General features: G+C 40.2%; 17 protein-coding genes. 12 read left to right on the plus strand and 5 right to left on the minus strand.

All coding sequences use genetic code 11. From position 1 onward, the window contains the following. Window positions 1-19 precede the first annotated feature (19 nt). Together kdgK and OOA_RS08050 are read left to right on the plus strand one after the other, a co-directional pair. Window positions 20-991, plus strand: coding sequence for a 2-dehydro-3-deoxygluconokinase (kdgK, locus tag OOA_RS08045; RefSeq protein WP_008911643.1), 972 nt, complete (start codon window positions 20-22; stop codon window positions 989-991). Then, the gene (locus OOA_RS08050) at window positions 975-1,592 is read left to right on the plus strand and encodes a bifunctional 4-hydroxy-2-oxoglutarate aldolase/2-dehydro-3-deoxy-phosphogluconate aldolase (protein WP_008911644.1); all 618 of its coding nucleotides are present in this window, start codon (window positions 975-977) and stop codon (window positions 1,590-1,592) included. Before kdgK ends, OOA_RS08050 begins: the two co-directional genes overlap by 17 nt. 349 nt (window positions 1,593-1,941) lie before the next feature. On the opposite strand, the gene OOA_RS08055 is transcribed toward OOA_RS08050, so the two are convergent. Further along, window positions 1,942-2,667, minus strand: coding sequence for an RNA polymerase sigma factor FliA (locus OOA_RS08055; RefSeq protein WP_008911645.1), 726 nt, complete (start codon window positions 2,665-2,667; stop codon window positions 1,942-1,944). Between the two features lie 249 nt (window positions 2,668-2,916). Next, complete coding sequence (locus tag OOA_RS08060) at window positions 2,917-4,038, minus strand: flagellin FliC (RefSeq protein ID WP_008911646.1); 1,122 nt, start codon at window positions 4,036-4,038, stop codon at window positions 2,917-2,919. A gap of 340 nt (window positions 4,039-4,378) precedes the next feature. On the opposite strand from OOA_RS08060, the gene fliD reads away from it, so the two are divergent. Genes fliD through fliT form a run of 3 tightly spaced genes read left to right on the plus strand, consistent with a single transcriptional unit; the run spans window position 4,379 to window position 6,589 of the window. Further along, on the plus strand, window positions 4,379-5,806 hold the full coding sequence (gene fliD, locus OOA_RS08065; RefSeq protein WP_008911647.1) for a flagellar filament capping protein FliD: 1,428 nt from the start codon (window positions 4,379-4,381) through the stop codon (window positions 5,804-5,806). Window positions 5,807-5,811: 5 nt separating this feature from the next. Next, window positions 5,812-6,210, plus strand: coding sequence for a flagellar export chaperone FliS (gene fliS / locus OOA_RS08070; RefSeq protein WP_008911648.1), 399 nt, complete (start codon window positions 5,812-5,814; stop codon window positions 6,208-6,210). Continuing rightward, the gene (gene fliT, locus OOA_RS08075; RefSeq protein WP_008911649.1) at window positions 6,200-6,589 is read left to right on the plus strand and encodes a flagellar protein FliT; all 390 of its coding nucleotides are present in this window, start codon (window positions 6,200-6,202) and stop codon (window positions 6,587-6,589) included. The genes fliS and fliT overlap by 11 nt, the downstream gene beginning before the upstream one ends. 40 nt (window positions 6,590-6,629) lie before the next feature. Here the strand turns inward: fliT and def are convergent, their stop codons facing one another. From def to fliE, 3 genes are all read right to left on the minus strand, one after another. Next, window positions 6,630-7,133 (minus strand): peptide deformylase, encoded by a 504-nt coding sequence (def, locus tag OOA_RS08080; protein WP_008911650.1) that lies wholly within the window; start codon window positions 7,131-7,133, stop codon window positions 6,630-6,632. A 700-nt stretch (window positions 7,134-7,833) separates the two neighbouring features. Beyond that, on the minus strand, window positions 7,834-8,010 hold the full coding sequence (locus OOA_RS20615) for a hypothetical protein (protein WP_158467572.1): 177 nt from the start codon (window positions 8,008-8,010) through the stop codon (window positions 7,834-7,836). 381 nt (window positions 8,011-8,391) lie between these two features. Beyond that, window positions 8,392-8,703, minus strand: coding sequence for a flagellar hook-basal body complex protein FliE (fliE, locus tag OOA_RS08085; RefSeq protein WP_008911651.1), 312 nt, complete (start codon window positions 8,701-8,703; stop codon window positions 8,392-8,394). A gap of 238 nt (window positions 8,704-8,941) precedes the next feature. On the opposite strand from fliE, the gene fliF reads away from it, so the two are divergent. The 7 genes from fliF to fliL all read left to right on the plus strand — a co-directional run bounded on the left by fliF (window position 8,942) and on the right by fliL (window position 16,157). Then, the gene (gene fliF / locus OOA_RS08090) at window positions 8,942-10,624 is read left to right on the plus strand and encodes a flagellar basal-body MS-ring/collar protein FliF (RefSeq protein WP_008911652.1); all 1,683 of its coding nucleotides are present in this window, start codon (window positions 8,942-8,944) and stop codon (window positions 10,622-10,624) included. Further along, a complete protein-coding gene (fliG, locus tag OOA_RS08095) occupies window positions 10,624-11,616 on the plus strand; it encodes a flagellar motor switch protein FliG (RefSeq protein WP_040691209.1) in 993 nt (330 codons plus the stop codon). Before fliF ends, fliG begins: the two co-directional genes overlap by 1 nt. Then, window positions 11,609-12,340, plus strand: a complete 732-nt coding sequence (fliH, locus tag OOA_RS08100; protein WP_008911654.1) for a flagellar assembly protein FliH — start codon at window positions 11,609-11,611, stop codon at window positions 12,338-12,340. The genes fliG and fliH overlap by 8 nt, the downstream gene beginning before the upstream one ends. Further along, window positions 12,337-13,701, plus strand: coding sequence for a flagellar protein export ATPase FliI (gene fliI / locus OOA_RS08105; protein WP_008911655.1), 1,365 nt, complete (start codon window positions 12,337-12,339; stop codon window positions 13,699-13,701). The genes fliH and fliI overlap by 4 nt, the downstream gene beginning before the upstream one ends. Before the next feature lie 10 nt (window positions 13,702-13,711). Continuing rightward, on the plus strand, window positions 13,712-14,155 hold the full coding sequence (fliJ, locus tag OOA_RS08110; protein WP_008911656.1) for a flagellar export protein FliJ: 444 nt from the start codon (window positions 13,712-13,714) through the stop codon (window positions 14,153-14,155). Beyond that, entirely contained in the window at window positions 14,156-15,511 is a 1,356-nt protein-coding gene (locus OOA_RS08115) for a flagellar hook-length control protein FliK (RefSeq protein WP_008911657.1), read from the plus strand. It begins immediately after the preceding gene. 163 nt (window positions 15,512-15,674) lie between these two features. Beyond that, a complete protein-coding gene (gene fliL, locus OOA_RS08120; protein WP_008911658.1) occupies window positions 15,675-16,157 on the plus strand; it encodes a flagellar basal body-associated protein FliL in 483 nt (160 codons plus the stop codon).

Raw genomic sequence — 16,157 nt, forward strand, 5'->3', positions numbered from 1 at the left:
AAAATAGTAGGTGATAGAAATGGCTACAGCTTTGCAAGTTGCCGTCATTGGCGAATGTATGGTCGAGTTACAAAAATCGGGTGAGCTGTTTAAACAAACTTTTGGTGGTGACACACTAAACACAGCCTTATACCTCGCGCGCTTAACTCGTGAATATGGTGTTACAACCCATTATTTAACGGGCCTTGGAAAAGATCCTTTCAGCCAACAAATGCTAGAAAGCTGGCAAAAAGAGGGGATTAACACTGATAATGTGTTTATCTCTGATAAACATTTACCCGGTATGTACCTGATTGAAACCTCTGATGATGGCGAGCGCCGCTTTTTTTATTGGCGTGATAATGCCGCAGCAAAATTTTGGTTGAATGAACACAGTGCAGAGCGCACACAGCAATTACTCAATCAGCAACAATATATTTATTTAAGTGGCATTAGCCTGGCTATTTTGTCTGAGCTATCTCGCAACATACTATTTAGTTTATTGAAAAATGCTCGACAGGCTGGTGCAAAAGTCATTTTTGACAACAATTATCGCCCTGCATTGTGGCCTTCCGTTGATGCAGCTCAAAATGCCTATCAAAAAATGTTATCACTTACTGATATGGCTTTTTTGACCTTTGATGATGAACAGCTCCTCTATGGCGATCAAGATGAAGCACAATCTATTGCTCGCGCACAACAAAATGGCGTCGAAGAAATTGTGATCAAGCGTGGCGCAAATGCCTGTTTTGTTGTAATAGATAAACAACAAATTGAAGTGCCGGCAAATAAAATCAGCAACGTCATTGATACTACAGCCGCTGGTGATTCATTTAGCGCAGGCTACCTTGCTTGCCGTATTCTTGGCGGCTCGCCAACTGACGCCGCTCAAACAGGACATTTACTCGCTGGAACCGTGATCCAACACCGGGGAGCCATTATTCCATCCGACGCAATGCCTGATAATGCGATACAAAATATAAAAGGGTTTAAACATGAATCAGTTAATTGAAAAACTAAAAAAAATCAATGTTGTTCCTGTCATTACCATTAATAACGCAGAGCATGGTGCGCCATTGGCAAAAGCATTGATGGACAATGGCCTACCTTGCGCAGAAGTCACATTTCGTACACCAGCCGCTTTGCAAGCCATCAAAAATATGCGCGCTGCCTACCCTGACATTTTAATTGGCGCAGGAACCGTGTTAACCACCCAACAGGTTGACCAAGCAATTGAAGCTGGTGTTGATTTTATTGTTAGCCCCGGTTTCAATCCTAAAATTGTTGCTTATTGCCAACAAAAAAATGTGATTATTATTCCAGGAATTAATAATCCGAGCCTCGTAGAACAAGCACTAGAATTTAATTTAACTACAGTTAAATTTTTCCCTGCTGAAGCATCTGGTGGTATCGCTATGCTTAAATCATTAAGTGCAGTGTATCCTGTGACTTTCATGCCTACAGGTGGTATTAGCCCAAAAAACATCAAAGAGTATACTGCGCTACCTTCCGTATTGATTTGTGGTGGTTCATGGATGGTGCCAAATGATTTGATTGATGCCGAAAAATGGGATGAGCTAGGCAAGCTGATCTCAGAAGCGGCGAGTCTGTAATCTTCGATAAAAATTAAAAGTATGATGGGTCAAAAAATTGCTTTATCGCTAGAGAATATTGACCTTTATTTACTGCTTATTTTCATTTTTTATGCCGTTTAAATAACAGAATTTTTATCATGCCTAGTGGCTGTTCGGCTGTATTGAACAGCCCTAACCTAATTCACAAGGCGAACCACTCGCCTTTGCTTCTTTTTACTGTAAGTAAGGGCTTTAGATTCGAATAAAAATTCAATGTATAAAGATCAATAACCTCTAGATAAATCACTCAGCAATTCCGATAACGATTCATCAACCCGTCATTCGAACTGCAAGATAGCATCATTTTTTACTTGCAGTTGTTATAAAATCATTCACTTGCTGCTTTTAAACGTCCCCGTAACCGCTTAATGGCTTGGCTGTGCAACTGGCTGACTCTCGATTCCCCCACATCTAACACTGCACCAATTTCTTTCAGATTTAGTTCCTCTTGATAATAAAGGGTCAACACCAATTTTTCACGCTCAGGAAGTTGATCAATCGCATTCACTACCTGATCACGTAAGCTTGACTCCAGCAACAAACTCAGCGGATTACCACCACCTATCTCGTTCATTGAAGGCTCACAACTTTCACCATAAATTTCGTGCCATTCATCATAGGAAAAAAGTTGGCTATTATTTGTATCAAGCAAAACTTGACGATATTCCTCAATATCAATTTGCAGTGCCTGAGAAATTTCAGTTTCTGTTGCGCTGCGACCTAATGATTGTTCAAGTTCGCCAATAGCTTTAGACATTTCACGGGCTTGACGACGAACACTGCGTGGTGCCCAATCACGACTGCGTAGTTCATCGAGCATAGAGCCTCGAACACGCTGCACTGCATAAGTAGCAAACGATGCCCCATGGCTTGTATCATAACGTTCCAATGCATGTAATAAACCAATTCCACCCGCTTGAATAAGATCGTCAATATCTACACTTGCAGGTAATCTCACTTGTAGTTTTAAAGCCTCATGTCGTATTAAGGGATAATAACGCTCCCACAGGCTATTCTTATTAATCACACCGTCGGCAGTATATAAATCACTCACAACCGGAATCACCCTTTAAGCTTAATTTAAAGGGACTCATTATCCTCGTTGATACATAATTCAATCCTAAGAGTAATGAGCTAAATCACCGCTATTTATCTTGTTATCTTGGCCTAAAAACATTCAGTTTATATAATTGGTTCATTGATGTTTTTACTGCATGAATTCACTCAAAAATATTGGAGTTCGAAGCATAATAAGTATAAAAAAGGCCAGAAAAATTCTAGCCTTAATAAAAAATAAAATAAATTAACGTAATAGACTAAGAACAGCATTTGGAATTTGGTTTGCCTGTGCGAGAACAGCTGTACCTGCTTGTTGCAAGATTTGACCGCGGCTCATATTCGAAACTTCAGTTGCAAAATCAGCATCTTTAATACGACTACGAGCAGAGTCCAGATTGGTAGTAGAATTACTCAGGTTATTAATAGTCGATTGCAGCCGATTTTGGATAGCCCCCAAATCTGAACGGAAGCTATCAACTTGTGCTAATGCTTTGTCTAATGCTTCTAATGGCAGGTCATTAAGACCCATTTCAACTTTTTCCCCTTCCGTAACTTTCCCCGAGTCTGCAATTTTTGCTTCAGAATAAGTTGCTTTACCATCAACAACTGTTTTTAGAACAAACTCACCTTCAACTGCTTTACCATTTTTCATTTTTTGATGAATCGTTTGCCCAGCGTCTAAATCAAACACCGTTTCTTTTCCTTTAGCTTCAGGTACTGCTGGTACTGCTGGTTGATAATCTGGATCACCGGGTTTACCAACCGCTGGTTTTTCTGGTACAGCTGCTTGATCTTTAGTCGTGATTTTTGTCGATTTCGCACCTAAAACAGAACCTGTTTCTAAATTGAATTTACCTAATTGCAAAGTTCCACTGTCGATTTGCTGAAGTTTAATATCAATTTTTTCGCCATCATTAGCACCAACTTGCACAGACATGGAAGTATCTTTGCTCAGAACTTTAACGCCGTTAAATTGAGTTTCTTCAGAAATACGATTGATTTCATCCATACGCTGCTTAACTTCGGCTTGGATAGATTTAATATCAGTTTCTGAGTTAGAACCATTTTGAGCTTGAACAGTCAGTTCGCGAATACGTTGCAAGTTATCGTTGATTTCGTTAACAGCTCCTTCAGCTGTTTGTGCGATAGAAATACCGTCATTAGCATTACGAGCCGCTTGGGTCAAACCACGAATATTAGCTGTAAAACGGTTAGCAATAGCTTGGCCCGCAGCATCATCTTTTGCGCTATTGATGCGTGAACCAGAAGAAAGGCGCTCAATCGCAGTGCCTAATACACCTTGTGAGCGGTTTAAATTGTTTTGAGTCGAGAGAGACAGAATATTTGTATTAATAACTTGTGCCATGATATATGTCCTTGTTATTCCATTATAAAGTTAGCCGTTCTGTTAGGCTTTACGATTCTTGTCAGCATTAACATTATCGGCGCTATAAAATGGGGCTTTAGGACTTTCAGCAAAAAATTTTTAACCTATTACGAAAAAATTCGTTGATATTAATCTTTGTACAACCACTTAATTAAAAAATATTTTATAACAATATTTTTTAATTTCTTGCGCATCAATAGAGATAAATACCCTCCTTTACGCATCTAACTCTCGTCATCATTATCTCGTGACTTAGTCTAATATTTCCTCGCTTCTCGCCGATAACCAGACAATCAAGAACAAAGTTTAGGAGAATTAAATGGCAGGTATAGCGACACTTGGTATCGGAGCAAATTTGGATTTAAATAAACAAATGGACCAGTTAGAAGCAATGGAAAAACGGCGTTTAGAACCATTAACCATCCAAAAAATTAGCTATGATGCACAGATTAGCGCTTTTGGTAAGATACAAACCTCTTTGGCGAAGCTGAAAAATGCAGCTGAAGACTTAAAAAAATATGGTGATATCAGTACGACCAAAGTTAGTGGTGAGTATAAAAGCTTTGATGTGAAAACTGATGGCAAAGCCGTAGCTGGTGTCCATGATGTATTAGTGACACAGCTTGCTAAAGCACAAACTCTTGCGACGAAAGGCCATGATGATGATAAAAAATTACTCGGTAATAGTAATGCTGAACGTACCATAAAAATTACTCAACCCGCCGAAAAAGAGCCGACTATTCTGAAACTAGATAATGCTCATACCTCTCTGATTGAAATTGCGGATGCAATTAACAAAACAGATAAAAGCGTAACTGCTGCAATTATCAAAGATAAAACAAGTAATTATCACTTAGTTGTAACATCAAAAAAAGAAGGCACTGATCGTCGAATCAGCATTAATGTCGAAGGTGATGACACCCTCGCTAATATACTGAATGTCGTATCAGAGGTAGACAGCCACGGTAATGTTATCTTAAAAAATACAGATAACATTGGTATGGAACAAAAAGTTGCACCTCAAAATGCTCATCTCACGATTGACGGTTTTGAACTTGAATCTCAAACTAATGAAGAAAAAGATCTATTTCCTAGCCTAACATTAACACTCAAAAAAGAAAGTGAAGACAAAAAATCTGATCACTTAATAATTTCCGAAGATATCGAACCCGCTAAAGTAAAAATTAAAGCTTGGATTGATGCCTATAACGAATTCCAAAGCTTAGCTCGCGAACTCACTAAATATACACCGACTAATAAAGGAACTACCCCAGATAAAAGCAACGGCTCATTAATTGGGAATTCCGCATTACGTGGTATTCAAAGCCAGCTACGTGCTTTAGTAAGAAATCCGCAAGATAGTGGTAACATTAATTTACTTAATAAAATGGGAGTTAAACAAAAGCTCGACGGTACTTTAGAAATTGATAATAAAAAACTTGAGAAAGTTCTAAAAGAAAATACATCTAACATCAAAGTATTCTTTGTTGGTGATGGTGATAAAACAGGTTTTGGAACAGAGAATTTTAACTTTTTAAAAGAGACTCTTGATATCCGAGAAGGGACTTTGCATAACGCCACTAATGGCGTGCAGAAAAAAAAGAAAAGTCTCGATAAGCGCATAGAGCAAACGAATAAACAAATTCAAAACACCCTGGAGTTGCACCGTCGTCAATTCCAAAACCTCGATAAAATGATGAGTTCACTTAATAGCACCAGTAACTCATTAAGCCGACTATTAGGTTAAACATTATGTATCAACAAAAGGCAAATCAAACTTACCAACAAGTCAATTTAGAAAGTGAAATTACTAATGCAACACCTTACCAGCTCATCGAGATCCTATTTAAAGCCGCGCTCAGCGCGCTAAAACGGGGTGAAATATTTATGCAGCAAAATAAGATCAGTGAAAAAGGTAAGGAGATATCGAAAGCTATCGACATCATCGATAGTGGTCTAAAGCAAGCTCTCAATTATGATGAAGGACGAGAACTGTCTGCCAATTTAGCCAACCTCTATGATTATATGGTCATGCGTTTGTTAAATGCAAACCTTGAAAATAATGTGGCTTATATCCAAGAAGTTTACCAACTACTCTCCGATATTGCGTCAGCTTGGCAGCAAATTGGGGCATATATGGATGAAAGATAAACAGGTGAAAAATCAAAAAACTATTGATTTACATAATATTTACTACGATGTTTTAGTATTAAGCGAAAATTTAGTTGACCTGGCACAATCAGGAGATTGGGAACAACTTGTATCCTACGAAATAGAATATCTCTATGCCGTCGAAAACCTAACGCAATTATCCCATGAACTGGAAATACAGCAGGCTATTACGAGTAAGTTCGTCAGTTTGCTCAATCAAATCATTGAAAATGAGCGTATCACTAAAACCTATTTACAGCAGCATTTAGATTTTTTAAGTAAAGAAATGAAACAACTAGACCAAAAACGAGAACTTAATAATAGTTACGGTCAATTTAATGAACCTGCTTTACCAATGATAATAAAAGCTATCGAATAACATTGTGTGTCAGGCTTTCTACCTGACACTTATTCAATAATCACTGTTTTAATCGCTGCTGTTTCTTCAATTTTTTCAATAGCATATTACGCTTTAATGTTGAAAGATGGTCGAGGAAAATTTTACCGTGCAAGTGGTCAATTTCATGCTGCATCACAATAGCTAAAAAATCATCGGACTCAGTAATAAACTCGTTACCTTCTCTATCGAGAGCTTTGACTTTAACTCGCTGAAAACGCGCAACATCTGCATAAATTTCAGGAACAGACAGACAACCTTCTTGGTAGCTAGTCTCACCTTCACTTTCAATAATTTCTGGATTAACAAAGACTAAAGGTTCATTGCGATTTTCAGAAATATCAATAACCATCACCGATTGTGTTACGCCAACTTGAGGGGCCGCTAAACCAATGCCACTGTCAGTGCTATACATGGTATCCAATAAATCATCAATTAATGTCTGAATTGCTGCGATATCAGTTACTGGCGCACATTTGACACGTAATCTTTCATCGGGTATTTCAATAATATCTCTTACTGCCATATCTAAAATCCTATAAAGTCACTTTTTTACTCAAGCAGATATATCTGCCACTCATTGGATTATCTTCATTCGACGCCTAAAAATAATTCTAATTAACTAAGGCATGAAGCATTATCGTACTTTTAAATTGACGATAAGATGCAAAAAATGGCATGTCTACTTGATACTAAAATTAAATATTTAATTCATTGCGTTATAAACTTCAAATAACTCAGATGCAGATTTGATATTTCGATGCTTCAGGTTACTAAGCTGTCCGCTATCTTTAAATGCATACCATGCAGTTGCTGTTTGTTAAGATACAATTCAAAAAACAACATAAGGAAACGGGCAATGAAATTTTACAGGAAAATAGCATGTAACGTAAAAAAAAACACCTTAAACAGAAACAAATAGCTATTGATGATGTTTTAACATCCTTTGAGCTCTCTACTTGTTGTTTTTTCGCTCGTTTTACCTCATTCTTACCTGCTGAACTGGCATATCGAATAATCAACAACTCAAGTGCTGTTAAATAGCCAAGAATAAGGTTAACTGAGGTAATTAGCTAGATTTTATAGACGCGTGTAGTTTATTTACTGATTAGGTAATTTGAAAAAATAATTTCGACCATTTAATGGTCAAGAAATAAAAACTAAATAGCTAACAACATTTAATAATGGAAAAGTAACTTTAAATAAAAGCTACTTTTCCATATTTATTACTTCATATTTTTATAATGACTGACTATTTTCGAATGAATACTTAACAAGGTATCGACGTTTTTATGAGAGGTCGTACCTGACATTTCACCGACGCTTTTCGCTCGTATTAATTCAATGATAATTTGCTGTGCCGCTAATTCAGGGTTAGCCTTTGGATCAATAACTTCATTCATTTTCGGTACCTTTATTCTTCTAGTACCGAGACGATACCAAAAAACAAACTACCGCATCAATCATCGTGAAATGAGTATTATTTTCATTAATCAACAAAAGATCATCATTATTAGTCATTTAGCTAGGGTAACAATCGCGTATATGGAGATAAAAACGAATTATCATCTACATGCAATGAGATAAACCCGATAAATGAGTTTTCAGCAAATATAGTGACGTAATAAGACAATACAATTTCTTACAATTTAACACATATAATCATGAATGATATAATACGCCATAGCTGATTTAGCGTTATTTTCAACCATAAGCGAAAGTAAAAATATAAAATAAATATATTCTTACTTCCAAAATTTATAACATTCAAACAGAGATCTTATTCACACGGGCATAGACATAATTTCTTGATATGCTGCAACTAACTTATTACGCACTTGAATCCCCATTTGTAGACTCAAACTCGCCTTTTGCATATCCACCATCACATCATTTAATGCTACATTTTGCTTCCCCAAGGTAAAATCTTCTATTTGTTTAGCGGATTGGTTTCTCACTGTGTTGATTTGATTAATAGCGGAAATTAGGTGGTCAGCAAAGCCAGCAGGCTCAATAACTGGCTTAATGGGGTTTGCTGCCTGCATGGCCGTTACCTGCATTTGCGATAACACCCCATCAATCACTTGAACTGTCATTTTTATCTCATCGAATTAGTGCGAGTCATTATCGCAATGTTATTTGGCATACCCACCCTAACACAGCCTTTTGAATTTGAAGCCGGTAAATAACACCAAAATTAAAGGCTGATTCCGTCATTAGATTCACCAAGCTCATAAATAATAGCAACGTAAAAAAGTGATGTTACGAAGAGGGAATAACATTGTTTTACCCAAAGTGTTTTCATCTGTTGATTCTGCAAGGCAAGGAATATTTATGAGTGCCGCATCTCAAGATACGGGAGATAATTCAAAAGGTTTTGCATCAATCGCATCACGCCTTAAAGACTCCCCAAAAATCCCATTAATGATTGCTGGTGCCTCGGCTATTGCCGTTATTGTCGCCCTACTTCTTTGGCTACGCAGTCCCGATTATCGCGTACTTCTTAGTAACCTAAGTGCAAAAGATGGCGGTGATATTGTTAGTCAATTAACACAAATGAATGTGCCGTATCAAATTGCCGATAATGGGAGTGCAATATTGGTACCCGCAGATAAAGTTCATGAGTTGCGCTTAAAACTCGCGCAATCTGGTTTGCCAAAAGGGGGTAACATAGGTTTTGAACTCCTAGATAAAGAACAATTTGGTATTAGCCAATTTAGTGAGCAAATTAACTATCAACGGGCATTAGAGGGCGAATTATCTCGTACAATTGAATCATTAAGCCCTGTTCAAAATGCACGGGTACACTTAGCTATTCCAAAGCCAACGTTATTTGTCCGCGAACAAAAATTACCTACCGCTTCTGTGACCGTCGGTTTACTACCCGGTAGGATGTTAGATGAAGGCCAAATCACTGCCATCGTTCATATGGTTTCCAGTAGTGTTACGGGCTTAACCGCAACTAATGTCACAATTGTCGATCAATCAGGCCGCTTGTTGAGCAACAATGATAACAGCCAGCAATCTGCCAATAATGCACAAATTAAAATGACCAAAGAGATGGAATTCCATCTTAAGCAGCGTATTGAGGATATTATTTCTCCCTTAGTCGGTCGTGCCAATGTACATGCACAAGTTACTGCACAGATGGATTTTTCTAAAGTCGAACAAACATCTGAAGAATATAAACCAAACCAAACACCTGAGAGCGCTGCGATTCGTTCTCACCAAAATAGCCAAACCATGCAGAATAATAATGGAGGGCTAGGTGGTGTTCCTGGGGCACTTTCTAATCAACCACCGGCGCCACCGACTGCACCGATTTCAACCGATAAAAATGAAAAATCGTCACAACAGAATACAAACTCAAGTAACAACACCAGCAATTCGCAAAGTGACGAAACCACTAACTATGAAGTCGACCGTAAAATCAGTCATACCCAACGTCAGATTGGCGTTGTCGATAGATTATCCGTTGCCGTTATCATCAGCTATTTACCGCAAGAAGGTGAAAATGGTTCACAGATGAAGCCTTTACCGCCTGAATTAATGCAACAGATTGAAGCATTAACACGCGAAGCAATGGGGTATTCCACCCACCGTGGTGACACACTAAACATAACTAACTCACTATTTACCTCCGACATCGTTGTTGAAGAACAGCCTTCAATGCTTGAAAACCCGCAACTTATGGCTCAAGTCTTGGATTACGGCAAAATTATTCTGATTGCCATTATTACTTGGTTTATGTGGCGTTTCGGTATCAAACCACAATGGATGAAATATCGTAAAACGCAGCAAACACCTGCAGAAGCAGAAGTCTTTGTGGCAACACAGCAAAAAACGCCGCTTATGGTGGATGAAGAAATTAATGAAGAAATGGACGAACAAACTCGCCGTCGTCTAACTCGCCAACGCGTCAGTGCGGAAATTCAAAGTCAACGTATTCGAGAAATGGCAGAAAAAGATCCACAAGTCGTGGCAATGGTCATTCGCCAATGGTTAGGAAGGGCATAATAATGTTAAGTGGAACCGAAAAAAGTGCCGTGATGCTAATGACACTCGGCGAAGACCAAGCGGCTGAGGTCTTCAAACACTTGAACCCAAAAGAGGTTCAGCAATTGAGTATGGCTGTATCAAACATGCGCCAAATCTCCAATAATGAGTTGGCTGAAGTCCTTACCGAGTTTGAAGAATCGGCAATTCAGTTTGCTGCATTAAATATTAATACCAATGATTATCTGCGCTCTGTACTCATCAAAGCACTTGGTGAAGAGCGTGCAGCTAGCCTACTTGAAGATATTTTCGATAAACAAGAGAGCACATCCGGTATCGAAAGCCTCAATTATATGGAACCACAAACAGTGGCCGATATTATTCGAGATGAACATCCACAGATTATCGCAACCATATTAGTTCATCTAAAACGTAACCTTGCCGCCGACGTCTTGGCGCTATTTGAAGAGCGGCAACGTAACGATATTATGCTGCGTATTGCGACCTTCGGCGGTGTTCAACCCGCGGCCTTGGCAGAATTGACCGAGGTTTTAAATAATTTATTGGATGGTCAGAATCTCAAACGCAGCAAAATGGGTGGCATAAGAACAGCGGCTGAAATTATTAACCTGATGAAAAATCAGCAAGAAGAGAGCGTTATCGACGCAATGCGTGATTATGATGGCGAACTGGCACAACGTATCATCGACGAAATGTTCCTATTTGAAAACCTGATTGAAGTCGACAATCGTAGTATCCAACGAATATTACAAGAGGTCTCCAACGATTCGCTGGTTATTGCACTTAAAGGCAGCAACCAAGCCTTACGTGACCACTTCCTCAACAATATGGCTGTTCGCGCAGCAGAAATTGTTCGTGACGATTTAGAATCTCACTCGCCAGTGCGCATGTCACAGGTAGAAAACGAGCAAAAAGCAATCCTAATCATTGTTCGTCGTCTGGTTGAAAAAGGCGAAATCGCCATTGGTGGTGGAGATGATGCCTATGTCTAAATCCCCAATTAACCAAGATGAATGGCAACCTTGGCAATTACGAGAATTGAATCAATGGGATCTTAATGCTTCGGCGATTCCCTCGTTTGATGATATCCCTACACCGGATAAGCCAAAGGTGCCTTGTCTTGAGCCACAAGAAGTGCTCGAGCAAATTAATATTTTGGATGACTTGAAAGAAAACGCTCAGAAGACAGGGTATCAACAAGGCTATGAACTCGGTCAAAAAGAGGGATATCAGGCTGGGTTTGAACAAGGCTTGAGCGCAGGTGAAGAGCAAGGCCGCCAACAGGCTTTAGCTCAAGAGCAACCGCTCATTGAAACTTGGCAAAGTTTACTATCCGACTTCAATTATTCGTTAGATAGTATCGATACCGTTATCACAACCAAACTACTGCAAATCGCACTAACCGCGGCCAAACAAGTGCTTGGCCAATCAACCGTGAGTGATGGCACCGCATTACTAGAAGAAATTAGTCATTTATTACAACAAAAACCCATTTTTGCAGGTCAGCCCGAATTACATGTCAATCCTGCCCATGCAGAGCTGATTGAACAGCATTTAGGTTCCCTACTCAGTCTCAATGGTTGGCGTTTAGTCACCGACCCCAAATTACATCTAGGGGGATGTCGAGTCGTCGCTGAAGATGGCGAAATCGATATGACTGTCGCAACTCGCTGGCAGGAGCTATGCCGTCTCTATGCTCCAGAGGCTATATCATGACACTGCGAATAGGACGTTGGATAGCTGCACTTGATAGCTTTGGATCGCGAATGAAAGGGATCCCAATGACGCGTCACTATGGGCGATTAACTAAAATTACTGGGTTAGTCATGGAAGCCGAAGGTATTAAAATGCCATTGGGTGCCACCTGCTGCATTGAACGAGATATCAATGGTCGCCATGACGAAGTTGTTTGCGAAGTTGTGGGATTTAACGGCTCACGAATGTTATTAATGCCACTCGCCGATCTCGAAGGTATCGCGCCTGGCGCTCGTGTTTATGCACAAACTACGGGTGATAAAGGTCAAACTAGCCGGCTATTACCTTTAGGGAATGAGCTATTAGGCCGAATTTTGGATGCACAAGGTAATCCCCTTGACGGGAAAGGACCTTTAGCAGCCAAACAACGTGCACCATTAGTCACTCCTCCCATCAATCCATTAGAACGCTCACCAATCAATAGCGTGTTAGATGTTGGCGTACGGGCTATTAATGCCCTTCTCACCGTGGGACGAGGCCAACGAATGGGGTTATTCGCAGGCTCTGGCGTCGGTAAAAGTGTTCTGCTTGGTATGATGGCTCGCTTCACTCAAGCAGACATTATTGTTGTTGGTTTGATTGGCGAACGTGGACGTGAAGTTAAAGACTTTATTGAAAATATTTTAGGTTCCGAGGGACTCAAACGCGCGGTGGTAGTAGCTGCTCCTGCTGATGTCTCACCATTGCTGCGAATGCAAGGTGCATCTTATGCTACCCGCATCGCTGAATATTTTCGTGATCTTGGAAAGAACGTTTTGCTGATCATGGACTCCCTCACTCGCTATAGCATGGCGCAGCGTGAAATTGCCTTAGCGATTGGCGAGCCACCAGCAACCAAGGGTTATCTCCCTTCCGTCTTTGCCAAACTACCTGCACTCGTCGAACGCGCAGGTAATGGGAAAAATGGCGGCTCTATTACGGCATTTTATACCGTGTTGACTGAAGGAGATGATCAGCAAGACCCTATTGCCGATTCAGCTCGAGCTATACTTGATGGTCACATTGTCTTATCGAGGACATTAGCCGAATCCGGTCACTATCCCGCTATTGATATTGAAGCTTCAATTAGCCGAGCAATGACAGAACTGATCGATAAACCCCATTATCGAAAAATTCAGCGATTTAAACAGCTAACGTCCAGTTATCAGCGTAATCGTGATCTGATTAATGTCGGAGCCTATGCAGCAGGTAGCGATCCACTTCTCGATATGGCCATTCAATACTACCCACGCATGTCTACTTTTTTACAACAAGATATCGACGAGCGCTGCGATTACCAAAGTGCCTGTGAACAGCTTGTTCATGTCGTGCCGAATGAATAATGAGGGTTAAATGAGTGACAACAATGCGTTAGCCATATTATTGAATTTAGCGATAGAAGCATCAGAAGATGCGGCAAAAGTGTTAGCTCAGGTTAAACAAACGCAAACACAAATGTCTCAACAACTTGATATGCTTGAAAATTATCAGGCTGAATATCGGCAGAAGCTAAATCAGACGTTACATAGCGGAATAGAATCCGGCAGATGGCAAAACTATCAACAATTTTTAGTGACTTTAGAACTGACCATTGAGCAACAACAACAACAGCTCTCATTGTGGGCACAACGTGTCAGTGAAGCGAACCGCCACTGGCAAGAAAAACAACAGCGAGTCAATGCCTTCGATACCCTAATCCAACGCGCTGAACAGACCAAAAACCAACGCCTAAACCGTTTAGAGCAAAAGCAGATGGATGAATTTGCTCAACGGGCAACGTTACGGAGAACCCAATAAATGGATATCAACGCAAATAGCTCCCCAGCGATTTCGGCAACAAATGGAGTGAAGAGTCCCAACTCACAACAAAAAAACGCCCGTTCTGATGATGACCAAATCGCTGTCGTTCCCTTTCAAGCCGTACTGGAAAATCAGCAACCTAAACCGAAAAAAAACCAAGCTGATGATCAATCAATAGAAAATACCGACAATCAAACACGGGTTTCTTTGACACAGAATGACGCGCTACAATCCAATGACAGTGAGATGCTGCCTTCAGAACACGCTATCGATCAACTTAACTACAGCCGCAATTTACTTCATGATGGCAAACAGACTACTTTGCAAACTCAATTGCTCAACCATGGTGAACCCAGCGTTCAAAAGAAACTCACTCACCTCAATCAATCCATTGATAGTCAAATTCAACAATCCGGATTAACACAATTTTCTGATGAGCAACAATCTGTGTTAGTGCCTTTTGTTCAAGCTACACAGCGGATTAACGGTCATTCAACAATGCCTTCAGAGATGGATAGCAAGAAACCTGAGCTGAGTGTCCCAATGCAACTTGCAAGTGAGGAAGAGCTTCCCATATTGAGTACTTTTATTCAAAATGAACAAGAAGATCGCGGTGATCAGCCACTATTTTCGCTTAATAATGACCGAGAAATTCCGACAAAGAAATTATCTCAAGACTTTATACCACTATATAAAACGTTGACGGATAAAGAATCCCCTTCAGTGGCGCAAATGCTCTCGACAACACATAATTCAATCAATGTGAAAAGCGCATTGACTCCATCAATTGACGGTAACGCATCACAGGTTATGTCGAATCATTCGTTCACGACACAGACAGTCAGCATGATGCCAGCGCCCACCATAACTCAAGCTGCAATAGCCAATGCGCCAATTGCACAGATGCAGCCGGGTGTCCCACTTGGTAATGAAGCTTGGCAACAGCAATTGAACCAGCACTTATTATTTTTCTCGCGCCAAGGTATTTCACATGCCCAAATTCGCTTACATCCGGAAGAGTTGGGTTCTCTTAATGTTCACTTGCGCATAGAAGACAATCAGGCTGTGATGCATTTTGTTTCACCTCATAGTCAGGTGCGAGCAGCGATGGAGACGATGATGCCAATATTACGCAATGCTTTACAAGAGAGTGGAATTAATCTTACTCAAGGGTCTGTCGGACAAGATAATCTCAATCACTCATCAGACTCGAACGGTCAAACTGGCAAAGGTCATGAAAATCACCTTCATGCAGGATCTGCACTTGGTGGAATTGCTGGCGGTGATGCCAGTATTATCACTCAAGCTCAATCGACTATCCGTGCACGAGGTGGCATCGACACATTCGCATAGTTCTTAATCAATCTAGGGGGATTCTTAATTAAAGCGCCGAGTTAGCCCCTTTTTGTTTCGTTTTTCCTCCCTTTAGTCCAGCTCAACCAATCCATAATGTTTAAGATTACACAGTAAAAGGCCCAGCTTGGGTTTGATCTTCATAAACAGGAATTTTGTTAACATGTCGTCTTCACGCAATGGATCGAAAAATTCAAACAAAGGATTACTGGTACTGCTCGCGCTTCTTGCCATCGGCGGTTCCGGTTTTGGTGGTTATACTTGGTGGAAAGCACAAAAGACGACAAATGTGGCAGATGTGGAAGAAAAACGATTGAACATGCCGCAGCCTATTTTTATGGATTTAGACCCTTTTACTATCAACCTACCGGGGCTTAACGAATCACCTGACCGCGTGTTGTACATCAATATCACACTACGACTCGCGAACGAAAAATCACGTAAGCAACTTCATGAATATTTGCCAGAAGTACGGAGTCGTTTACTTCTATTGCTTTCGGAGCAGAGGCCAAAAGCACTCAGCACCCATGAAGGTAAATTGCAATTAATGCAATCCATTAAAACCACACTATCCCCAACGTTGATCCCGGGTGAAAACGATCAGGATATTTCAGATGTATTATTTACGACATTTATTTTGCGGTAA

Source organism: Providencia burhodogranariea DSM 19968 (assembly GCF_000314855.2).
GTDB lineage: Bacteria > Pseudomonadota > Gammaproteobacteria > Enterobacterales > Enterobacteriaceae > Providencia > Providencia burhodogranariea.